Genomic DNA, 21,624 nt, shown 5'->3' with positions numbered 1-21,624 from the left:
TCAGTGCGCCAAACGTCCGTGCTCCAGGACACCACTCAGGAAGGCGTGCCATGCGCCGCTACCAAGAGTGATTACGGGTCCCGTCTCACACTTGGAGTCGCGCACGCGAGCTCCGTCGACGGTCAACGCACATTCGATGCACTCTCCTCCGGCACCGTTGCTGTACGACGACCTGAACCACACCGGGCGGAGGCTGCCATCGGCACTTGCAATGCTCACGCTGCGTATTCCTTCAACACCGTCTTGATCAACTCGATGGAACGTTGAGGACTCAGGGCTGCGGCTCGTAGACCGTCGAACGCCCTGGTGTACTCACGAACATGATGCTCGCCTTCCAAGTACACGGCATCGGTGATGCCGTCCCGGTACACGATGTCCGGGTCTTCCTGAGCGGGGAAACCCAGCATGGTGAATGAGCCCGTGACGGGATAGGTCCCTGCGTCGAAGGGCAAGACCTGCAAGGTCACGGTGGGCATCTCGGCGGCTTCCAGAACACGTTCGAGCTGCTCTCGCATCACCGCCCGATCCCCGATGACGTGGCGCAGAGCGCCTTCGTTCACGACGAACCAGGCATCGGGGGCGTCAGGTCGCGTCAGCATGGTTTGGCGCTCCATACGTACGCGGACGGCTCTGTCGATGTCATCGGCAGACATGTGCGCGCCGATCGTGTGGAGTTCGCGCGCATACGCATCGATCTGCATGAGGCCGGGGACCAACTCGCATTGGTACTGGCGGATGGTGGAGGCATCCTGCTCCAGGCCGATGTAGATGTTGAACCATTCGGGAACGCCGGCGCCGTGCACCTGCCACCAGCCTCGCGTCTTGGCCTGCCGAGCCAACGACTTGAGGAACTCGCGCAGTTCGTCACTGGTGCCGTAGAACCGGCATAGGGCATCGACGTCGGACGGTTGGACCCGGCCGCTCCCCGTCTCCATCCGGTTGACCTTGGAGCCACTCCAGTCCAGGGCCTCGCCGACCTGGGCACAGGTGAGTGCGCTCTTCTCGCGGAGCTTCCTCAGCTCGATCGAGAGACGCCGACGGCGTGCCGTGGGTGAGCCGGCCATTCCAACCCTCTTTTCGCTAGCGGGCGTTCAGTCTCGCGCCAAGGGGTGTGCTTGCCAATCACTCAGAAGTGGGAATCCCGCCGTGCACATTGCATAAAGGGATGCGCTGTCGGCACTCTAGACCGACAACGCGACTCAGGGTGAGTTCTCGTGACACTCCGCTGCCGTACGGTGGCTACTGCGACAAGAGGGGTCTTCGTGAGCCAGAGAGCATGCATGCCACGCAAGCCGTGGGATCTGGACTTCACCGCCGAACCTGAGGAAGTGGCCGCGTTGCGTCGCGTCATGCGGCTGCACTTGAGGATCTGGGGCTTGCACAACGTCACCGACGAGGCGCAGCTCTGTGTCAGCGAGTTGGTTTCCAATGTCATCAATCACGTAGGAAGCGGCACGCCGGCAACTCTCGCCGTCTCGATGAGGGGCACTCGTCTGCGTATCGAGGTCTATGACCCCGACACGCGCGCTCTCCCCACCCTCACCAACACGGACTGCGATGCTGAAGCGGGACGCGGCATGGCCCTCATCGACGCCATCGCTGTTCGTTGGGGTGTCGAGCTCGATGTCGATCGGAAAGCGACCTGGTGCGAGCTGGCAACGGGGCTTGCCGCACCGAATGGGCACCTTGGAGGTGCCAGTGTTAGGCGCGCTGAAGCATTGCTGGGCTTGTACTCAGGGGCGCAGCTGTCTGGCGAGCCCGGAACAAGCAGGCTGGGCTCGACGATCGCTGAAGAAGCGGTGATTGACGTCGTTACAGATCTTCTTCACTGGCTTCGGGCGCACGGTTGCGATTCCGACGAGATCATCGATCGCGCTCAGCGGCACTTCGACGCTCAGGCGGAACGAACTGCTTGATAGGCAACTCGGCTGCCTGGTGGCACTAGTTCAGGTCGGCCGACGTCCGGAAAACTCTGTGCAAAGGAGGAAGCCTGAGGCTATTGTGCTCTCCGGCAAGGGTGTTCGCTCTTGCTGAGGCTCTAGGGCTAAGGCTCTAGGGAAGGGAGAGTTCAGCATGCCCAGGTACGTTCATGTGCCGACGGAAGCAACGCATCAGCTCATCCGGCAGGCGTACGAGGCGGGTGGCCCCTATCAGTGGGCCAGGGAAGCGTGGAAGAACTCCGAAGAGAGCCACGCTTCGATCATCCAGTTCGGGATCGAGGAACAAGCCGCAGAGAAGCATGGCGTCCTGCGACGGACGATCATGGACAACGGCGAGGGCATGGAGCCCGATGACCTCAAGATCTTCCTCACCACATTCGGTGGCGGCGGGAAGCCCATCGGGATGGATCAGAACTTCGGGCAGGGTTTCAAGTCCGCCGTCCTGCCCTGGAACCCCTACGGGGTCGTAGTCATCAGCTACACGCTGAACAACCCCGACGGCGCCATGCTGTGGATCTATCGGGATGATCAAGGGAACTACGCCCTGAAGGAGTGGGCAGCGCAAGACGAAGCAGGTGATTTTGTCTCGTACCTGTCTACTCCTCGGCCTTTCAAGGACGTTGAGCACGATTGCGACTGGGGCGCCATCCGACCTGACTGGATGGACACCGGCACCATCATGGTGCTGCTCGGCCAGTCGGCCGAGTCGAGTACCTGGCAGGGAGATCCCGAGCCGTCCCGCAACGAGAACGTCGACGGGCTGATCAGGTACCTCAACGGCCGCCTGCTCGACGTACCCGAGCGAAACGGCTCACCCATCGAAACCACGGTCTTTGACCTGTACGAACGTAAGAGCGCGGAGCGGCGCGCGAGCAAGGACAAGACCGTCGTCCTGCCTAGCGGCCGGGAGATGGTGTGGCGGCCACGCCGGATCTACGGCCTCCGGCACTTCATCCCTCACACTGAACTCACCGGGACTGTCGAGGTCGACGAGCACGGGACGAAGGCCGAGTGGTTCTACGTTCCGGAGCCCGAAGACCCAGTAAAGGGATCTCGGGACTACGTCAACCAGCGCCCAGTCGTCGCCGTTGACTACCAAGGCGAGCTCTATCACGCAGACTCGTCCAAGAGCCGGTACAGGCAGTTCGGGATCACTGACGAGATCAGGGGGCGCACGTGGCTGGTCATGCATCCTCCTGTCTACAGTGACAGCCGGCCGATGGAATGGGGTGTCCTCACCCAGGCATCCCGGAACATGCTCATGGCCAAGGGGGGTGTCGATCTCCCCTGGGACCAGTGGGGAGACGCATTCTTTGCGCGCTTCCCTGAGGAACTCGCACGTGTTCGGGACGAGGCCCGGTCCGGAAATCGAGGGCAGACTGATTCCTCGATGGCTAAGAACCTGTCGAGGATTCTGGATCGCCTGAATCCTCGGTTCAAAGCATCGAGGATCCTCTCCTCAGCGGCAGGACTGGTCATGGGATTCTCTAGCGGAACGACCGCGGGGATTCCGGGAGGCCAGCGAACCACTAGTAATAGCGGTGGCAGGGGAGCAGCTGGAGGGGCGGGCGGCAGCACGGGATCGCAGCAAGTGCTGGTTCCTGCCGTTGGCGGTACCGCATCCGGTAGGTCCGCGCGAACCAGGGGAGGATTCCCGGCGTTCGATTGGAAGAAGTTTGAGCCGGATGAGGCCAAGTACCTAGCTCGGTATGACCAGAACGACACGATGACGCTGTCAGACGGTCTGGTTTCCCACGGGGTTGTCTTCTTGAACGAAGCTCACCCTGTTTTCATTCAGGAGTGCAACTACTGGGTGGATAGCGTATGGCCGAAAGCAGACCCGAAGCTGGTCCAAGAGTTGGTGCACCGTGTGTACGGCGAGGAAGCAGTCGCCCATGTCGTCCATGCGCAACGACTCAACGGCACCGTTGTCGCTAACACCGGGGGCAAGCCGACGGTGATCAGCGAAGAGGACGTCGAACAGTTCCTGGAGCCGGTCGCGTTGTCGTCAGCGCTCCTCGGGCTTGTGAATGTCGAGCAGCGCATACTGACGCAGGGCGGGGGACTGTTCGGCAGCCGAGCGAACGCTCAGTAAGACCACGTCGACGCTGTGCCGCCGTTCTCTAAATGGCCGCGGCGGCACAGTAATCGCGAGTTAGAGAGCGTTGTTTTCGGCGAGATGCCGATGGATGTGTTTGGCCAAGTGCTCAGCTAGTCCAACAGGAACAGCATTCCCGATCTGTCGGGCGATCTGCAGCTTTGTTCCACACCACTTAAATTCCTCGGGGAATCCCTGGATCAGAGCTGCTTCGTAATGCGTGATGGGCCGGTCCAGAAACGGATGAAGATAGCGTCCCTTTTCGGGCTTGAAGAACTCGGTCCGGATCGTCACGGATGGCGTCTTGAGGCGGAGCCGCCCCATTACGTCACCTGTACCGCTGTTGTGGCGATCCCAGCTATCCGTTGAGAGGCTGACGACTTCTCCGGCGATCACTGCAGTCTTGCCGCGGAGGTCTTTTCGGTTGCCGCCAGGCGGAATCTCCCTGTATCTAGCTAGAGATAGAGGGGTCGGATTTCTGCCGATGTGAAGTTCATTAGTTCGGTATATGCCGGGCACGACATTGCCGAGAATCTTCTCTTCTCGCGCGGGGAGTGAATTAGTCAGAGGGTATTCGGGGCTCTTTCGGAAAATTCCCTCCACTGTCACCCATGGTCGGGGTCCTGGCGCGTCAAAAAGTGTCGGCTCTCCCGAAGGATTCTTTGTGTGAGTCGGGATGGGATTGCCGAGTGGCGGCAAGTCCTTGTGTGTGGCGATTACGATAGCGCGTTTTCTGGCTTGAGGAACTCCAAAATCTGCAGCGTTCAAGACGGTTCGCGCGGTGAGGTTATATCGGCGCAGCAGACCCTTCTTGTTCGAAGCGAGAAGTGCCCTGTACTCAGGTGAGTTGAAAAAGCGATCTACGTTCTCAATGACGAAGATCTTCGGTTCCAGTGCTGCGACCACTCGTACGTATTCGCGCCATAGTTTATTTCGCGGGTCTAGTGGATTCTCTTCCCCTAGTCCTGAGAAGCCCTGGCAGGGAGGACCGCCGAGGATTACGTCGACCTTCCCCTTGTGCGGAGTGGGGTCCCACTCTTTGATGTCGCCGGCGAAGACAGCGCAAGAGCTGCCTGCGTGAGCGCTGAAGTTCACCGCGTACGTGGCGGCTGCGGCCTTGTCGAACTCGACTGCAGCTAGCGAGCGGTAGGGGGAGGCTTCGCCTGGAGCGGGTTTGTACGCGTGGAAGCCTTGGGTGAAGCCGCCGCAGCCAGCGAATAGGTCGACGACGTTGATCGTGGCAGTGGTGCGGGCGGTCATGGCAGACAGACTACAGACTCTGCTAGCTGCCCCCCGGTCAGGCCGGAGGCTAGCAGGCTGCTGATCGCCGTGGGTGACGGGCTAGGCATGTCAGGCTGCCTCGGCGGTTGAGGTCTCGCGCAGAACGTCGGCTATGGAGGCTGCGACAGCGTGCGCGACGGGCGGTGGGAAGGCGTTCCCGATCTGCTTGTATCGTGCGGTCCTGCTGCCTGCGAACTGCCATTCCCTTGGGAAGCCTTGAAGCAGCGCGACTTGCTCGGGCGTGAGCTTTGGGTAGCCCTTCCGACCACCCCTGCCTACGCCGTGCTGCAGCACGAAGTCAGGTCCTGGAACCTGCGCTGCCGTTGAGTTTCCATTAACGGCCATCTTGGCCCACTTCTGCTTGGCGCGTTCCGGCCCCAAGTCTCCTCCGCCGTGTTTCTCGGATCCTCCGACGATTGTCGGAGCGATGTCATTAGCGAGGCTTGCCCACTCTGCTGCGCCCGGCCACCCTCCAGACTGCATGGATTCTTGCAACACCTCGCCTACCGTATACGGGAGCTCCCAGGATCCGATTGGCCATTGGAACTTCTTGAGCCCCTTTTGGACAGCCACTATCAGGGTTCTTTGCCTTGTCTGGGAAACGCCGAAGTTTTGAGCGTCCAAGACGTCTATATGGACTTCGTAGCCCAGGTTCTCTAGGGTCTCAACAATGTGATTCCGGACGTGAATAAATTCACGACTTCGCGCCAGAGTCTTAACGTTTTCCAGCATTACGGCACGCGGGAGAAGGATCTCGACGAGCCTGAGGGCTTCGGGCAGCAGATCGCGTTCGTCAGCGGCTCCCTTCTGTGCCCCCGCTATTGAGTAGGGAGTGCAGGGGACGCCCCCGGCAAGGAGGTCGACGGTGCCTATGCCGGCGTCCCGCTGTGGCTCAAATTCGCGGAGATCCTTTTGTATAACGCTCCAAGAGGGACGGTTCAGACGAAGCGTTGCGCACGCTTCGGCCTTGCGCTCCACCAACGCGAGGTGGTGGAAGCCAGCTCGCTCTACCCCTATGGCCTGCCCGCCGCCGCCCGCGCAGATCTCAAGTGAGGTCAGGTTCTCACTGCTGAGCAAGGTCATCCTCCCCGTCCAGACGATGTTGGAGGAGAGCGTAGACGACCGGACTGACAATCGGTGCTGCCTGCCGGTTTGCCCGATCTGCGAGGGCTGCCTTGGTAGTTGGAACAGCGCGTACCTTCGGCTGGCGCAATGGGCTTCGCTGGCTGACGTCCAATGGGCGCCGTGGACGTCAGCCAGGGCGGCCGGTGCCTTACTCGGCGTTCCGCCTCGTCCTGACCACCTGGATGATCTCGGCGGCTGACGCCTGTGCGGAGGCATGCTCCCAGTAGCGAAGCACGAGCCATCCTGCATTCTCTAGCTGCCTATCGGTATCTCGGTCACGTGCGACGTTGCGCGCTACCTTGTCCGACCAGTAGCCCGGGTTGGTCTTCGGAGAGACATAGTGCTCCGGACAGCCATGCCAGTAGCACCCGTCGATAAAGACAGCGACCTTGGCGGGGCGGAACACCATGTCTGCTGTCCGGCGTAGGTCCGGCACCGGTCTGGCCGCGACTCGGTACCGCAGCCCGCTAGCGTGCACGAGCCGCCTGACGAGCAGCTCGGGTTTGGTGTCCCGGCTCCGCACCGCCTGCATATTGCGCCGCTTCGCCGCAGAAGAAGCCCAAGATCCCTCTGGCGGGGCCCAGATCTCAGGGGCTTCGGCTGCTTTCTTTCGCGACATAACACCTTGCCCGGTTGGCCGATTGAAGTAAGAACCACGCTATGTGATGGGTGGTTTACGCAGTAGTGGTTCGAAGAGTCCGCTACGGATTCGCCCTCTGACACTAATCGTAAGGCGGGTCAGACTCACACCAACGAAAAGATTCCCTCTGCTGGCCAAGCAACCGTGCGCCGTCACGGTTACTGTTGGGCCGCCCGCTTCATTGGCCATGTCGTGTTTCCACGGGCCGCGTCAAGGGCGCTTCACTCCGTTGCGCTGCGTTCCGCGTCGGCTGCGCTGATGGTCCTCCGGACCACCCTTGACCCGGCCCGCTCCAGCACGGGGGAAGAAGCGAGCGGGCGGCCCGGAGGAGTGGGTGGCCCAGGTGGGTTGGCGGTCGGGTCGGCTGTGCTGCGGGGCGGGGGCGGGGGCGCCTCTGCGTTTTCGGGGGCATACCGGGGTGGTTCAGCGGCAAGCGGTCGGTGGCGGGGCGGCGCGATTGCGTTGTGGTGGTCGGCGGGATGTCGGTCGGGGGGTGCGTCGGGCCAGGGTTTTCCGTTGAGGGCGGCCCGGCGCGGTCTAGTGATGGTCGGGCGAGGAGTTGTTCGTGTCGGAGAGAGGCCGTGCCGGCAACAGACGTCGGGCGTCGCGTGGCATCGCATGTTTGGGAGGCCACAAGCCCGACCCGACGCGGCCAACTCCCCATCACCCAGCGAAGCTATGTTGTCCGCCATGACGCAGATCTTCGAAGGCAACGACCAGCCCACCCAGCCCCTGACCGGCAAGGTCATAGTCGTAACCGGCGCCGCCCGAGGCCAAGGTGCCGCCGAAGCACAGGCGTTGGAACAGGCCGGGGCGAAAGTCATCGCCACCGACATACAGCCGGACGGCAGTAACTGCCGTCGCCTGGACGTCAGCAGCGAGTCTGACTGGGCCGCCCTCGCCGCCGACCTGCGTGAGACGTACGGCCACGTGCACGGCCTGGTCAACAACGCCGGCGTCATCCAGCGCGACCGCCTCGGCGAGGTCCGCCCCGAGGACTTCGCTCACGTCCACGCGGTGAACGCGACCGGGCCGCTGCTCGGTATCCAGTACCTCTCCCCGCTGATGCCGCCCGGGTCGGCCATCGTCAATGTCGGGTCGTCCGCTGCGCTCACCGGCTACTACCCCGTGGCGTACACCGCCAGCAAGTGGGCCCTGCGCGGGGTGTCCAAGATCGCGGCGATGGAACTGGGGCCGCGGGGTATTCGTGTCAACACCGTTCACCCCGGATACATCGAGACCGAGATGACCGCCGCCGCCACCCCGGCCTTCCGGGAGACGACCATCCGTGAGACCCCTCTGGGCCGTAGCGGCACCGTCGACGACATCGCGCCGCTGGTCGTCTTTCTCCTCTCCGACGCGTCCTCCTTCATCACGGGAGCGGAGATTCCCGTGGACGGAGGCCTCACCGCGCACGGCGGCGTGAAGTCCATCTCGGACGCGATGAGGCCGGGTGCGCCCCTTATTTCCGGGGTGCCGGACATGTCGTAAGGGGGGAGGGTGGCGGGCTACTCCATCCTGCGCCCCCACCCCGCCCTACTGCACCCCGTGGCACTCCCCATAAACCCGCCCCGACCCACACCAACACCCAGCCCCCCGCTGCGGCGGCCACCCCACAGCCCGCCCCCGCGCCGCCAGCGTCGTCGCATACTGCGGCAGCAACGTCGCGTCCTCCGGCGACGCCCCCTCCGATGCGGCGAAGGCCTCGTACGACGGCACCGTCCCCGTCACGATCCCAAGGTTGGGCGTGCCCGAAGCCGACAGTTCCCGGAGCGACGCCTCTATCGTCGCCAGGTGCTCCTCAAGCGAGGGGTACTCCGCCGCCAGCGACGGATACGCGGCCACCAGTTCCGTCAGCTCATCCGCTGTCCAGTGCAGCACCGCCACCGGGAACGGGCGGGACAGGGCCTCCCGATATGCGCCCAGTTCCGCCCGCAGCCGTGAGATCTCCGCCTCCAGTTCCGCCGGGTTCTCCGAGCCGAGGGACCAGACGCGCTTCGGGTCGTGGAGTTCGTCCAGGGAGATCGGCATCGAGTGGAGGGTGTCCGCCAGGGTGTCCCACTCGTCGTGGGCCAGGCCCAGCATGCGGCGTACGCGATGGCGGCCGAACAGCAGGGGATGCGTGGAGTACGGGGGCTCCGGGACGTCTGTCAGGAGGAGGCGGGCGCCCTCCGTGAACGTCTCCTGCGCCTGCTCCAGTTCGTCGTGCGCCTCCAGGGCCTCCGCGACGATCACCCATGGCGCCGGGTCCGTCGGCGAGGTGGTGCGGACGCCGTCGATGATCGCTCTTGCCTCCGCCTCGTGGCCGTACTCCCAGAGGTTCGATGCCTTGAGGGCTCGTACCAGGTAGGCGTTCTCCAAGGCGACGGATGAGGACAGCAGGCGGTCGTAAAGTGCGGTCGCGGCAGGGCGGTCGCCGGCCAGTTCCAGGTGGGCCGCGGCCTGCAGCAGCAGGGCCTCGGCGTCCTCGGGGTAGAGGCCGGCGGTTCGCTCCAGGCGTGCCGCTTCGGTGGTGTGGTCGACGTTCTCGGCAGGCGTGTCGGGGCGCATGAGGGACACCGTACTGCCGTGCGGTGACAAAAGGAGAGGTATCCGCAGGCCAGCGCCCCCGGGGTTATCGACCCTCGGTGTTCCCGCGCGCCGAAGCGAGCTCGATGCCTCGGAGGCGGCGCAGCCAGCCGACGAGGAGGCGCAGTGCGATGCCGCATCCCGCGCACCAGCCCCAGCCCTCGGTGAGCAGCGTGTGCAGGCCGTCCTCGTGCTGGATGTACACGACCTGGGTGCCTACGGCCGCCGTGATGAGCCCGTTCGTTCGTGATTCCGCCGACAGCAGCCAGTCGATCGGCAGCCACAGTGGTGCGGCCAAGTCGCGGAGGCGCATGCGGAGGGCTGCCCAGAGGAAGCCGAGGGCGTAGAGCATCCTGCGGCGAGGGGAGAGGGTGATGCCGTTCCCCGGATCACCTGCGAGGATCGCGGTCCATTCCTCGCGGAGGTGGGCCCTACGGTCGCCGACAACGAAGGAAGCCAAGCCCAGAGTCCCACGGGCGGCCCTGCCGATCGGCCGGACCGTCCCGGCAGGGGCCTGAGGCTCCTCTTCCGAGGCCTCCAGCGAGGGCCGATTGCGCAGGGCGGTGAGCAGCAGCCCGATGGTGGCTACCAGGATCGCGGCCGCCGTCAAGGCGCCGGACGCCCATCCGGTGGCAAGTAGGGTCTGTGCAAACGCCGGCTCGGGGTCGAGCATCTTCAGGATGTAGCCCACGAGCAGGAAAATCGCCGTAAGTGTGCCCGCCAGCACCGGGGCCAGCACTGCAACAACAGCCGGCGTCCCAACGTCAGGGGCCTCCGAGCGATGCTCGTCCACGCTCATGCCGTCCCCCCCTCGGTCCCCACCCGCAGCCCGAAGGACCGAGGCTTCCGCTCCCTGGCCTCGTGGGCCGCCTGCTGACCCGTGGCCGTGAGTTCGTAGTAGTACCGCTTGGGTCGGCCCGGGTGCTCGCTCGTCTCCGCGTACCGGGTGACCCAGCCGGCGTCGACCAGGCGCTCAAGGATGGGGTACACGGTCCCGGAGCCGAGGTCGGCCTCCTCGCAGATCTTCAGGCCCCAGGCGGGATCGTCGGAGGTGGCCGCCAGCAACACCTTGATCACCTCAAGTGTTGGGCGTGTAAGGCGAATTGATGCCATATCGCCAGTGAAGCACCGCATCGAGCGTATGTCGAGAACGACAGTCGGGTGATGCGGTCGATCAGCGGTGTCCGGGGGTGGGCGACGGAGGGCGGGCCGCCTTCGCGCCGCGCGCCGCCACCCGCGCCCCCGGGCGGACGCCTAGATGACCACCCCGTCGATCTGCAACGTCTGCACAGACTTCGCCGCGAACGGCACCGCCACCGACTTCCCGCTCAGGGTCGTGTTCGAGTACGCCCGGTACTGGTCCCCGCCCGTCGTCACCGTGTTCCAGCGCGGGACCGCCCCGCCCGAACCGCCCGTCACCGTCGTGAAGCGCGACAGGTCGAAGGTGAAGGTCTGGGCCGAGGTTGATGTGTTCACCGCGACTATCACCAGGCGGCGGGCAGACGCGTCGTAGGCCGCCGCCGCGTAGCTCACGCCCGTGTCGAGGATCCGCATCCCCGGGCGGATGTGGCGGCTGAACTGCGCCATGACGTAGTACTTGGTCTGGATCGTCGTCGGCTGGAGCGTGTTCTGGTCGTACGCGATCATCGCCCAGCCCGTCGACGGGTCCATGACCTGCCAGTAGACCCATGCCGTCGGGTGCAGCCACCGGAAGTCGTAGCAGAGGTTCGACGCCATGGTCAGGCCCGTGCCGTCGCTGTCGCCCGTCTCCGAGTTCCAGAGCTTCTTGCCGGATGTGGTGACCACGTCCGTGTAGAGCAGGTCCCTGCGGCCGCCCGAGCCCTGGTAGCCGTGCACGTTGACCTGGTTGACCAGGGCCTTGGTCGAGGAGCCGAAGGAGGCCCAGGTCGAGCGGGCCGTGTCGTAGTTCGTCTCGTCCGATGCCGAGATCCGTACGCCCGTCAGGCCTCGCTTGTCCAACTCGCTGCGCATGTACGGAAGTACGGCCGCCTGGACCGCCGGGTCCATGTGGCAGCCCTCCTGGGTGCCGGTGGCGGTCCACCAGGTGGAGGCCGGCTCGTTGAAGGGGTCGACCGTCGCGAAGTTCACGCCCCAGTTGTTCTTGGCGTACAGGGCCGTGGCCGCCAGGTGGGAGGCGTGCTGGCGGTAGTTCCAGGTCTGGAGGTTGTTGCCGCCGCCCGCCGCGCCGGACGGGTTGTGGTTGGAACACATCCACCACATCGGGGAGTTGGCGAAGAGCTCGGTCGTCGCGCCGCGCTGCGTCGCCTTCTGCAGCATCGCGCGCTGGTTGGCGTCCGCCGTCCAGTCCCAGGCCGAGGAGGTGGGGTCCTCGTTGTTCCAGTCCTGCCAGAACCCCTCGATCTGCTTGAAGCCGGGGATGTTGGGCGACTTCACCATCGCCTCGCCGTTCACGGTGTTCCAGCTGCACGCGCCGAGGTTGTAGCGGGCGATGTTGAGGCCGAGGCCGGGCAGTGTCGTGCCGTTGTAGGTCACCGAGTTGGTGGTGAAGAAGAGGTCGGCGAAGTCGTTCCGGTTGCCGAAGACATTGGCCCACCAGGCCAGGGACGTGCCCCAGCCCTCCCAGGTGCCGTACGACGTGCCGGGGTTGACGGCGATGGTCGCGTCCGCGTGTGCGGTGCCGGTCGCCAGGGCGCTGCCGAGGAATGCGCCGCCTGTCGCCGCCAGCAGAGTTCTGCGTCGGATCATGACTTCTCCGCTTTCGCTCAACGGCCGGTCGTCGTCGAACCGGCGTCGTGGCTTGTCCCGCTGATGCCGACAGGAAGCATCGGGTGTGACGTATGAGGTTGTCGAGAGTTCCGACAGCCCTTTCTCAAACCTGTGGAGGAAGTGTTCGGGGGGTCGGACGCGGCGGGATGTGCAGGGGCATCCGGACCGGTGTGCGTACGGCTCTGGAGACCTCGCGCCCCGCCCCTTATCGTGCGCCCCGCCCCTTTGTCGTGCGGGCGGCCCCGGTGAAGGAGGCTCTCGGATGGTGCGGGTTCGCGTCGTGCAGCACAGCGGTCTTCGGCGGCGTGCCCTGCGGCGGCGGGCGTTGTGGGGCGGTGGGGAGGTTCTCGTCACCGTCGGGGTGGTGCTCCTGCTGCTGGTCGTTCATCAGGTGTGGTGGACCAACCGGGAGGCCAGGGCGGGCGCCGAGCGGGAGGTGAGGGCACTGGAGCGGGCCTGGGACGGGGGAGGCGGCGACTCCCGTGCAGCGGCTGCACCGGCGGCTACGACTCCGCCCGCGTCCACCGGCACCGGCTCGCCCGAGCAGTCCGCCGGCGACCGGCGCCGGTCCGCCACCGCCCGCGCCCCGGAGCCCGACTGGTCCCAGGCCTACGCCATCCTCACCATCCCCCGCCTCCACCTCCGCGTCCCCGTCGCCGAGGGCGTCAGCAAGAGCGGTGTCCTCAACAAGGGCTACGTCGGCCACTACCCCGGCACCCAACAGCCGGGCCAGGCCGGCAACTTCGCCCTCGCCGGGCACCGCAACACCCACGGCGAGCCCTTCCGGTACATCAACCGGCTCGCACCCAAGGACACCGTGCGGGTCGAGACGAGGAGCGCGACGTACACGTACGCCGTCGACAGGACGCTGCCGAGGACCGCCGCCCATGACAGGAGCGTGATCCGGCCGGTCCCGCGCTCCACCGTCAGGCCCGCCTACGGCTACGACGAGCGCGGCTACTACCTCACCCTGACCACCTGCACGCCGGAGTACACGTCCAAGTACCGGCTGGTGGTGTGGGGCAAACTCGTCTCCATGCGGCCCCGGTAACATCAGGACGAGCACCGTGCGCAAGGCCCGGTCGACGAGGCGAGCCGTACGAAGCGAGCCGTACGAGGGGAGGGGCACCGATGATGCGGAAGTGGGCGAATCTGCGTCCCGCCGCCGTGCTGGTCCTCCTCTTCCTTGAGATCGTGCTGCTCGACACGGGCAGCCTCTCCGCGACCGTCGCGCTCGCCGCGACCGCCGCCGCCGGTTCCGCGTTCGCCGCCTGCTCCCTCCTCGCCTCACGCGCCGCACCCGCCGTGCCGCCCACCCGGGTACGTACGGCCATCCGCGACCGGGCCCGCCGTACGGCCTTCCTGCCGCAACGCGACCCCGACGCCTCGGGCCGGCCACGGCCCAGGGCGCCCGGCCACGCCCTCCCGGCGACCGTCGCGTAGGAACGCACGCCCTCGGGTGACCCCGCGCGGGTCGTCATGCCGCCATGCCGAATCCCGGCATTTCGCTCATCACTGCTCTTCACTCCGGCACGACGAGACCCTCGGAGGGCTCACCCATGTCCGTTTTCGCCGACCTTGTTCAGCAACTCGCCGACCTGCTCCACCCCCTGTTCGGCGCGTCCGCGGCCGCCGCGGCGATCGTCCTGTTCACCGCGTTCGTACGACTCCTCGTCCACCCCCTGTCCCGCGCGGCGGCGCGCGGGCAGAAGGCCCGGACCGAACTGCAGCCGAAGATCGCCGAGCTGCGGAAGAAGCACGCGAAGAACCCCGAGAAGCTGCAGCAGGCCGTACTCGCACTGCACGCCGAGGAAAAGGTGTCCCCGCTGTCCGGGTGCCTGCCGAGCCTGTTCCAGCTTCCCGCGTTCTTCCTGCTCTACCACCTGTTCTCGAACACGACGATCGGCGGCCAGGCGAACGAACTGCTCACGCACCAGCTGTTCGCCGCGCCCCTCGGTGACCACTGGAAGGACGCGCTCGGCGACGGCGGGGTGTTCGGGGGTGCGGGGCTCGTGTATCTCGGGCTGTTCGTGGTCGTCGCCTGCGTCGCCGCGTTCAACTACCGCCGTACGAAGCGGATGATGGCCGCGAACCCGGCGGTGCCGGTGGTCGACGGCGAGCCGGTGCCGGGGATGGGGGCCATGAGCAAGGTCATGCCGTTCATGTCCTTCTTCACGCTCTTCACCGTGGCGGTGGTGCCGCTGGCGGCCGCGCTGTACGTGGTGACCAGCACGACGTGGAGCGCGGTGGAGCGGGCCGCGCTCTATCGCTGATCCGGTTCAACGTCCTGCGGGCCTACGGTCCAGTACGTGAACCAGGTATTGCGGGATGCCCGTCGAGCTTGGAGGATCGACCAGTCCTCCGATGGCTGCACCCATCGGCGGGCGCCCGCGATCGAGGGAGATTGTGATCATGAAGCTGCTGCGAGTCGGTACGGCCGGAGCGGAGCGTCCCGCTCTGCTGGACGCCGAGGGGATCCTGCGGGACCTGTCGGGCGTCGTGCCGGACATCGACGGACCGCTGCTCGCCGACGACGCGGCGCTCGGCCGGATCCGCGCCGCCGCGGAGGCCGGCGAGCTGCCCGCGCTGGACGCGACCGGGCTGCGGGTCGGGCCGCCGCTGGCGCGGATCGGCAAGATCGTGTGCATCGGGCTGAACTACCACGACCACGCCCGCGAGACCGGCGCCGAGCCGCCCGCCGAGCCGGTCATCTTCTTCAAGGCCGCGGACACCGTCGTAGGCCCCCATGACACGGTGCTCGTGCCGAGGCGGTCGACGAAGACCGACTGGGAGGTCGAGCTCGCGGTCGTCATCGGACGTACGGCCCGGTATCTGGAGTCGGCCGAGGAGGCCCTTGCGCATGTCGCCGGGTACGCGGTGGCGCACGACGTGTCCGAGCGGGAGTTCCAGATCGAGCGGGGCGGGACCTGGGACAAGGGGAAGAACTGCGAGACGTTCAACCCGCTCGGGCCGTGGCTGGTGACCTCGGACGAGGTGCCGGATCCGCAGAACCTCTCGCTGAAGCTGTGGGTCAACGGCGAGCTGAAGCAGGACGGGACCACGGCCGAGCAGATCTTCCCGGTGGCGGAAGTCGTGCGGTACGTCAGCCAGTTCATGACGCTGTATCCCGGTGACGTCATCAACACGGGTACGCCGGCGGGGGTGGCGCTGGGGGAGCCTGAGCCGAAGCCGTTCCTGCGGGCCGGGGACGTGGTCGAGCTGGAGATCGAAGGGCTCGGTCGTCAGCGGCAGGAGTTCAAGGACGCGTAGGCGCTCCGCTGGGAGAGCCGGGGAACTGCGGTTGTTCGTCAGCTGCGGGTTGGTCGTGGTTGCTCGCGCAGTTCCCCGCGCCCCTAAAAGCCTTAAAGACAGGGCGTTTCGCCTACTGCTTGCTCAAGAACTCCTCCAGCGCCTCCACCACGAACCTGTGGTCCTCCAGCTGGGGCAGTCCGCTCACCGTCACCGAGCCGATGACCCCGACCCCCTCCACGTTGATCGGGAACGAGCCGCCGTGGGCCGCGTAGGTGTCCGCGTCCAGGCGGGACGAGTCCTCGAACGTCGTGCCCTTGGCCCGGAAGCGGGCGCCGACGACGTACGACGAGGCGCCGTAGCGCTCCACCACCCGGCGCTTGCGGGCGATCCAGGCGTCGTTGTCGGGGGTGGAGCCGGGCAGGGCCGCGTGGAAGAGCTGCTGGCCCGCGCGGTGGATGTCGATGGCGACCGGGGCCTGGCGCTCGCGGGCCATCTCGACCAGCAGGGAGCCCAGGGTCCAGGCGTCGTCGTAGGTGAACTGGCGGAAGACCAGACGGCGTTCCTGGGCCTCCAGCTCCTCCAGGGGCGGAGTGATCTCCGGGTGGAACCTCGGGGTGAGTTCCGGGTTGTGCGTCTGGTGCGACTGCTTGTGCGTCACAGCTTCACCGCCACTCCGTCACGGGCCGAACGACGTGCCGCCTCCAGTACGTCGAGGGCGGATGCCGCCTCCAGCGCCGTCACCGGGTTGGGGCCGCCGTCCAGCAGAGCCTTTTCCACGGCCGCATAGTAGGCGGGGTAGTCGCCCGGGAGGGTGGGTTCGACGCGGCCGCCGCCCGTCAGGGGGGACTCCCCAGAGCCCACACGGCCCCACAGCGACTCGGGTTCCGTGCCCCAGTCCTTAGCCGCGCCGGGCCGCTGCCCCTCCCGCAGTGCCGCCTCCTGCGGGTCCAGGCCGTACTTCACATAGCCCGCCTTCGAGCCCAGCACCCGGAAGCGGGGGCCGAGCTGGGCGGTCGTCGCGGAGGCGTACAGGTGGGAGCGGACGCCGTTCGCGTGCGTGAGCGCGATGAACGTGTCGTCGTCCGTCTCGGCGCCGGGGCGGCGGACGACCGACTCGGCGTACACCTGCGTGACCGGGCCGAACAGGACCAGCGCCTGGTCGACGACATGGCTGCCGAGGTCGTACAGCAGACCTCCGATCTCTGCCGGGTCGCCGGACTCCCGCCAACCGCCCTTGGGTTGCGGCCGCCAGCGCTCGAAGCGGGACTCGAAGCGCCATACGTCGCCCAGCTCGCCCTCGGCCAGGAGCCGACGCAGCGTCAGGAAGTCGTTGTCCCAGCGGCGGTTCTGGAAGACGGACAGGAGCAGGCCGCGCTCCTCGGCCAGCGCCGCCAGCTCGCGTGCCTCGGCCGCCGTACCGGCGATCGGCTTGTCCACGACGACCGCGAGGCCCGCCTTCAGGGCGGCGGTCGCGAGCGGGACGTGCGTCTTGTTCGGGGACGCGATGACCACCAGGTCGAGGTCGGCGGCGCGGGCGAGCAGCTCGTCGGGGGTGGCGGCGACCCGTACGTCCGGGTGCTCGGTGCGGGCCTGCTTCTGCCGCTCGGGGTTCGACGTGACCACCGTGTCCAGGGCGAGCCCCTCGGTGGTGGCGATCAGCGGGGCGTGGAAGACGGATCCGGCGAGGCCGTAGCCGACCAGGCCGACGCGGAGGGGAGTAGCACTCATGAAGCCCACTTTGGCAACGCTGTTGCCAAAGTGCAAGCGCCAGGGACAATGGGCGGCGTGAACAGGACGAAGGACGGTGCCGGCGACGGCGCGGTGGCGGGCGCCACGACGGGCACAGAGGTGGGCGGCACGTCCGGCGACACGGCCGACGGCGCCGTGCGGCGGAGCCGCAATTCGATGCAGCTCGGCGCCCTGCGCAGCCACAACACCGCGCTCGTGCTCGACCTGCTGCGCACGGCCGGTCCCGAGGGCATCAGCCGACTCGAACTCGCCGAGCGCACCGGCCTCACCCCGCAGGCCGTCAGCAAGATCACCGCCCGGCTGCGGGAGGACGGTCTCGCGGCGGAGGCGGGGCGCCGGGCGTCGACGGGAGGCAAGCCGCGTACGGTGCTGCGGCTGGTGCCGGAGGCCGGGCATGCGGTGGGCGTGCATCTGGACCGGGACGAGTTGACGGCCGTGCTCTGTGATCTGACGGGGGCTGTGGTCGCGCGGCGCAGGACCCCACTGGACCTGGGGGCCGGTGCGGAGACGGTCGTCGAGCGGGTCGTGCGCGAGGCGGGGGAGCTGGCGGCCGGGGCCGGTCGGTCGGGTGCCGTGCTCGGTGTCGGCGTGGCGCTGCCCGGGCCCCTCGACCACCGGAGTGGCGTGCTGCACCGGGTCACCGGGTTCCCGGAGTGGAACGGCTTCCCGCTGCGGGACGTGCTCGCGCGGCGGCTCTTGCTCCCGGTCGTCGTCGACAAGGACACCAACGCCGCCGCCCTCGGGCTCGCGGTCGGGGGAGCGGCCGGGGCCCTCGCGTCCTTCGCCTATCTGCACTTCGGCGCGGGGCTCGGCGGCGGGCTCGTGATCGGGGGCGCGGTGCACCGGGGCACCCGTACGGGAGCCGGGGAGTTCGGGCACCAGGTCGTCCAGCTGGACGGGCCGCCCTGCGGGTGCGGCAACCGTGGCTGCGTCGAGGCGCTGTGCCTGGCCGCCGTGGCGCGGGGCGAGATGGCCGAGGCGGCCCGCGTGCTCGGCACCGCGGCCGGCAACCTGGTCGCGCTGCTCGACGTCGACGTCGTCCTGCTGGGCGGCCGCACGGTCGCCGCCGCGCCCGACACCTTCGTACGCGGGGTCGCCGCCGTCCTCGACGAACGCGCCCGGCGCGCGGGCGGGGACGCGGTGCCGGTGCGGGTGGCCTCCAGCGGGGGGCGGGGGGTCGCCGAGGGGGCGGCTCAGCTGCTGCTGGCGCCGTTGTTCGGGCGGGCGCAGGGGTGAGGGCGGTTCGCCGGCGCTGCTCGATGTGCGCTGATGGCCGTGCGCTGATCCCCGTGCGCTGATCGAGGGGACTTGCGGAGCCGTACGGAATGGCACCGCCCGGAAGCCGCCCCCACCCGGCATGGTCATGTGTTTATGCGACTGCACACACCCGCCTCCCTCTGCCTCGCAGCAGCCGCCCTCCTCGCCGCAGCGCCCCCGGTGCGCGCGGAACCTCTCGCCGCGCTCCCCAGCTGCGCCACCGACGACGGGGACTTCCCCCTCACCACCCGCCTCCACGGCGGCCCCGCCTCCTATGCGGCCGGTGGCGGATTCGGTACCTGGTACCTGGACCTCACCAACACGACCGGCCGCACCTGCACCGGCATCCACCCCGTCGTCGTCCTCGTCGACGGCAAGCGGGCACTGAAGCCGTCCCAGCCCCGCCTGGAGTTCTACGGCATCCCGACGGGGAGCCAGGGCGGCAGCTCGGACGGCAGTTCGGAGGGCAGCCGGACCGGCAGCCCGGATGCTGCCCGCCCCCGCCCCGTCCGCTTCGAGACCACCGACGAGGACGAACTCGTCGGTGCCTTCGGCGGTTTCCCCGGCTTCACCGTCGGTCCCGGCAAGACCATCACCGTGAAGGTCCGGCTCGCCATCACCTCGGACGCCGCACCGAACGAGATCACCGCCAACGCGGCCGTCGTACAGCGCCACGACCGCGACGGCGACTGGGTCGGCCAGTCCAACGACTACCGCTTCACCATCGCAGCCGACCGGACCGATGCGGCCGACCCGACAGGCCGGGACGCCTCGGCCGCCCCCGCCTCCCCGGCCCCCTCGGCAACCCCGGGCACAGGCAGCGCCCGCAACCAGCTCACCCTCGCCGACGAACTCGCCCGCACCGGCCTCACCTCACCCCACGGCGCCACCCTCACCGCCACCGTGGCCATGATCCTGGCCGGCGCCGCGCTGCTGGTCGCCCGGAGGCGCCGCTGATCCGGCCCTCCCGTCTGCGACGATCCCTGCGTGGACTACCCCAACGACCAGGCCCCCGGCGTCCCCGTCCGCGACGGCATCCCGGAGCACGGCCGGATCCCGAAGTACTACGCGGTGAAGGCCCGGCTCGACCACCTCATCGCAGAACTCGGCGAGGGCGACCCGCTCCCCACCGAGCGCGACCTCTCCGAGAGTTACGAGGTCGCCCGCGAGACCGTCCGGCAGGCGATCCGCGAACTCGTACTGGAGGGGAAGCTGCGGCGGCAGGGGCGGGGCACGGTCGTCGCCGGACCCAAGCTCGAACAGCCCCTCTCCCTCACCGAGGTCGTCGAGTCCTTCCTCGGCCGCCCGCTGCCGAAGATCCGGCGCCGGTGGGCGGGGGTGTACGCGCAATGCACCGACCCGGGCCGGGTCGTGCACCGACAGCGGGTGCGCGACGGGGTGTGGCTGGTCATCGGGCCCGGCGGGCGCGGGATGACCTGCTCGCCGGCCATCGCCGAGACGACCGCGAACGAACTGGGCTGGTGACCGACATGGCCGATGGCGAGCGAGACATCCGGCTCGTCGTCCTCGACATGGCCGGTACGACCGTCGCCGACGGCGGCCTCGTCGAGCAGGCCTTCGCGGCGGCCGCACGCCACCTCGGCGCGGATCCCGACTCGATGCTGGAGTACGTCCGCGCCACCATGGGCGAGTCCAAGATCTCCGTCTTCCGGCACCTGTTCGGGGAGGAGCCGAAGGCCCAGGAGGCCATCGAGGCGCTCACGGCCCAGGGCCGCACGGTGGTGCTGACCACCGGCTTCGCCCGCCCCACGCAGGACGCGATCCTGACCGCGCTGGGCTGGCACGACCTGGTCCCCCTCACCCTGTGCCCCGCCGACGCCGGTGGCCGGGGACGGCCGTACCCGGACATGGTCCTCACCGCGTTCCTGCGGACGGCGGCCGCGGCGACCCAGGTGCTGGACAGCGTGGCGGAGTTGCCGGGAATGCTCGCAGCCCCAGTCGCTGACCCTCGACGTTCCCTCCGGGGCCTCCAGCGTTGACTCCCGGTTCCGCTGCACCGGGTCCAACAACTGGTACTGGGTGATCGACGGGGTCAGGATCAGCCACTCCTGATTACCCTGGGGGCGTCGGTACGCCGTGGTTCCGGCGCCCCCGCTCATCCCGCACGCAGGCCAGGAGCACAGCGACATGCCAGACCGCAAGCCCATCGAGTCATGGCTCACCGACATGGACGGCGTACTGATCCACGAGGGCGTGCCGATCCCCGGCGCCGACGCCTTCATCAAGAAGCTGCGTGAGTCCGGCCGGCCCTTCCTCGTCCTCACCAACAACTCGATCTACACCCCGCGCGACCTGCACGCCCGGTTGAACCGCATGGGCCTGGAAGTGCCGCTGGAGAACATCTGGACCTCGGCGCTGGCCACCGCCCAGTTCCTCGACGACCAGCGCCCCGGCGGCTCGGCGTACGTCATCGGCGAGGCGGGCCTGACCACCGCGCTGCACGACATCGGCTACATCCTCACCGACCACGAGCCGGACTACGTCGTCCTCGGCGAGACCCGCACCTACTCCTTCGAGGCCATGACCAAGGCCGTGCGGCTCATCAACGACGGCGCCCGTTTCATCTGCACCAACCCCGACGAGACCGGCCCCTCCGCCGAGGGCCCGCTCCCGGCGACCGGTGCGGTGGCCGCGCTGATCACCAAGGCGACCGGCAAGCAGCCCTACTTCGCGGGCAAGCCGAACCCGCTGATGATGCGGACCGGGCTGAACGCCATCGGCGCCCACTCCGAGACCAGCGCCATGATCGGCGACCGTATGGACACCGACGTGTTGGCCGGCATGGAGGCCGGGATGCAGACGTTCCTGGTGCTCACCGGACTGACCCGGCCCGAGCAGGTCGAGAACTTCCCGTACCGGCCGTCCAAGATCGTGGACTCGATCGCGGACCTCGTCGACCGGATCTGACTGCGGCCGATAGCGGCTCCGCCGCGTGGCGGTCGGCC

The 21,624-nt window shown here is 67.6% G+C and carries 22 protein-coding genes and 1 pseudogene; 12 read left to right on the top strand and 11 right to left on the bottom strand.

Annotated elements, in window-relative coordinates; all coding sequences use genetic code 11:
• Both PBV52_RS17100 and PBV52_RS17095 read right to left on the bottom strand, forming a co-directional pair.
• The gene (locus tag PBV52_RS17100) at window positions 1-183 is read right to left on the bottom strand and encodes a DUF397 domain-containing protein (RefSeq protein ID WP_306801490.1); all 183 of its coding nucleotides are present in this window, start codon (window positions 181-183) and stop codon (window positions 1-3) included.
• Window positions 184-215: 32 nt separating this feature from the next.
• Window positions 216-1,064: a helix-turn-helix transcriptional regulator gene (locus PBV52_RS17095; protein WP_274239239.1), complete on the bottom strand. Its 849-nt coding sequence runs from the start codon at window positions 1,062-1,064 to the stop codon at window positions 216-218.
• Between the two features lie 216 nt (window positions 1,065-1,280).
• On the opposite strand from PBV52_RS17095, the gene PBV52_RS17090 reads away from it, so the two are divergent.
• Window positions 1,281-1,916, top strand: a complete 636-nt coding sequence (locus PBV52_RS17090; protein ID WP_274239238.1) for an ATP-binding protein — start codon at window positions 1,281-1,283, stop codon at window positions 1,914-1,916.
• A gap of 157 nt (window positions 1,917-2,073) precedes the next feature.
• A complete protein-coding gene (locus PBV52_RS17085; protein ID WP_274239237.1) occupies window positions 2,074-4,035 on the top strand; it encodes a hypothetical protein in 1,962 nt (653 codons plus the stop codon).
• 60 nt (window positions 4,036-4,095) lie between these two features.
• On the opposite strand, the gene PBV52_RS17080 is transcribed toward PBV52_RS17085, so the two are convergent.
• From PBV52_RS17080 to PBV52_RS17070, 3 genes are all read right to left on the bottom strand, one after another.
• Window positions 4,096-5,298 carry a DNA cytosine methyltransferase gene (locus tag PBV52_RS17080; RefSeq protein ID WP_274239236.1) on the bottom strand — a complete coding sequence of 401 codons (1,203 nt, stop codon included), beginning with the start codon at window positions 5,296-5,298 and terminating at the stop codon, window positions 4,096-4,098.
• Between the two features lie 90 nt (window positions 5,299-5,388).
• Window positions 5,389-6,396, bottom strand: coding sequence for a DNA cytosine methyltransferase (locus tag PBV52_RS17075; protein ID WP_274239235.1), 1,008 nt, complete (start codon window positions 6,394-6,396; stop codon window positions 5,389-5,391).
• Window positions 6,397-6,592: 196 nt separating this feature from the next.
• Complete coding sequence (locus tag PBV52_RS17070; protein ID WP_274239234.1) at window positions 6,593-7,063, bottom strand: very short patch repair endonuclease; 471 nt, start codon at window positions 7,061-7,063, stop codon at window positions 6,593-6,595.
• A 711-nt stretch (window positions 7,064-7,774) separates the two neighbouring features.
• On the opposite strand from PBV52_RS17070, the gene PBV52_RS17065 reads away from it, so the two are divergent.
• A complete protein-coding gene (locus PBV52_RS17065; protein ID WP_274239233.1) occupies window positions 7,775-8,575 on the top strand; it encodes an SDR family NAD(P)-dependent oxidoreductase in 801 nt (266 codons plus the stop codon).
• A 45-nt stretch (window positions 8,576-8,620) separates the two neighbouring features.
• On the opposite strand, the gene PBV52_RS17060 is transcribed toward PBV52_RS17065, so the two are convergent.
• The 4 genes and pseudogenes from PBV52_RS17060 to PBV52_RS17045 form a co-directional block, all read right to left on the bottom strand.
• A complete protein-coding gene (locus PBV52_RS17060; protein ID WP_274239232.1) occupies window positions 8,621-9,634 on the bottom strand; it encodes an SEC-C metal-binding domain-containing protein in 1,014 nt (337 codons plus the stop codon).
• 550 nt (window positions 9,635-10,184) lie between these two features.
• Window positions 10,185-10,412 (bottom strand): annotated as a pseudogene (locus PBV52_RS17055) (hypothetical protein); the annotation flags it as partial.
• Window positions 10,413-10,447: 35 nt separating this feature from the next.
• Window positions 10,448-10,729, bottom strand: a complete 282-nt coding sequence (locus PBV52_RS17050) for a PadR family transcriptional regulator (RefSeq protein ID WP_274239231.1) — start codon at window positions 10,727-10,729, stop codon at window positions 10,448-10,450.
• A 177-nt stretch (window positions 10,730-10,906) separates the two neighbouring features.
• Window positions 10,907-12,379, bottom strand: a complete 1,473-nt coding sequence (locus PBV52_RS17045) for a glycoside hydrolase (RefSeq protein WP_274239230.1) — start codon at window positions 12,377-12,379, stop codon at window positions 10,907-10,909.
• A gap of 283 nt (window positions 12,380-12,662) precedes the next feature.
• On the opposite strand from PBV52_RS17045, the gene PBV52_RS17040 reads away from it, so the two are divergent.
• The 4 genes from PBV52_RS17040 (at window position 12,663) to PBV52_RS17025 (ending at window position 15,670) form a co-directional block, all read left to right on the top strand.
• The gene (locus tag PBV52_RS17040) at window positions 12,663-13,451 is read left to right on the top strand and encodes a class E sortase (RefSeq protein ID WP_274239229.1); all 789 of its coding nucleotides are present in this window, start codon (window positions 12,663-12,665) and stop codon (window positions 13,449-13,451) included.
• Between the two features lie 80 nt (window positions 13,452-13,531).
• Complete coding sequence (locus tag PBV52_RS17035; protein ID WP_274239228.1) at window positions 13,532-13,843, top strand: DUF6412 domain-containing protein; 312 nt, start codon at window positions 13,532-13,534, stop codon at window positions 13,841-13,843.
• A 116-nt stretch (window positions 13,844-13,959) separates the two neighbouring features.
• The gene (locus tag PBV52_RS17030; RefSeq protein ID WP_274239227.1) at window positions 13,960-14,673 is read left to right on the top strand and encodes a YidC/Oxa1 family membrane protein insertase; all 714 of its coding nucleotides are present in this window, start codon (window positions 13,960-13,962) and stop codon (window positions 14,671-14,673) included.
• Window positions 14,674-14,812: 139 nt separating this feature from the next.
• Entirely contained in the window at window positions 14,813-15,670 is an 858-nt protein-coding gene (locus PBV52_RS17025) for a fumarylacetoacetate hydrolase family protein (protein ID WP_274239226.1), read from the top strand.
• 112 nt (window positions 15,671-15,782) lie between these two features.
• Here PBV52_RS17025 and PBV52_RS17020 read toward each other — a convergent pair whose 3' ends face one another.
• Window positions 15,783-16,310 carry a heme-degrading domain-containing protein gene (locus PBV52_RS17020; protein ID WP_274239225.1) on the bottom strand — a complete coding sequence of 176 codons (528 nt, stop codon included), beginning with the start codon at window positions 16,308-16,310 and terminating at the stop codon, window positions 15,783-15,785.
• Complete coding sequence (locus tag PBV52_RS17015) at window positions 16,307-17,380, bottom strand: Gfo/Idh/MocA family oxidoreductase (RefSeq protein ID WP_274239224.1); 1,074 nt, start codon at window positions 17,378-17,380, stop codon at window positions 16,307-16,309. Before PBV52_RS17015 ends, PBV52_RS17020 begins: the two co-directional genes overlap by 4 nt.
• A 177-nt stretch (window positions 17,381-17,557) precedes the next feature.
• Between PBV52_RS17015 and PBV52_RS17010 the strand changes: the two genes are divergently transcribed.
• The 5 genes from PBV52_RS17010 (at window position 17,558) to PBV52_RS16990 (ending at window position 21,586) form a co-directional block, all read left to right on the top strand.
• Window positions 17,558-18,637, top strand: coding sequence for an ROK family transcriptional regulator (locus tag PBV52_RS17010; RefSeq protein WP_274249422.1), 1,080 nt, complete (start codon window positions 17,558-17,560; stop codon window positions 18,635-18,637).
• A 129-nt stretch (window positions 18,638-18,766) separates the two neighbouring features.
• Window positions 18,767-19,615, top strand: coding sequence for a hypothetical protein (locus PBV52_RS17005; RefSeq protein ID WP_373921878.1), 849 nt, complete (start codon window positions 18,767-18,769; stop codon window positions 19,613-19,615).
• A gap of 30 nt (window positions 19,616-19,645) precedes the next feature.
• Window positions 19,646-20,143 (top strand): GntR family transcriptional regulator, encoded by a 498-nt coding sequence (locus tag PBV52_RS17000; RefSeq protein WP_274239222.1) that lies wholly within the window; start codon window positions 19,646-19,648, stop codon window positions 20,141-20,143.
• A 5-nt stretch (window positions 20,144-20,148) separates the two neighbouring features.
• The gene (locus PBV52_RS16995) at window positions 20,149-20,658 is read left to right on the top strand and encodes a hypothetical protein (protein ID WP_274239221.1); all 510 of its coding nucleotides are present in this window, start codon (window positions 20,149-20,151) and stop codon (window positions 20,656-20,658) included.
• Window positions 20,659-20,806: 148 nt separating this feature from the next.
• A complete protein-coding gene (locus PBV52_RS16990) occupies window positions 20,807-21,586 on the top strand; it encodes an HAD-IIA family hydrolase (protein ID WP_274239220.1) in 780 nt (259 codons plus the stop codon).
• The last annotated feature ends 38 nt before the right edge of the window (window positions 21,587-21,624 follow it).

This window comes from Streptomyces sp. T12, from assembly GCF_028736035.1.
In the GTDB taxonomy this organism is placed as follows: Bacteria; Actinomycetota; Actinomycetes; order Streptomycetales; family Streptomycetaceae; genus Streptomyces.
Note: the sequence above shows the minus strand (reverse complement) of the source record. Positions and strands in the feature narration are given on the sequence as shown.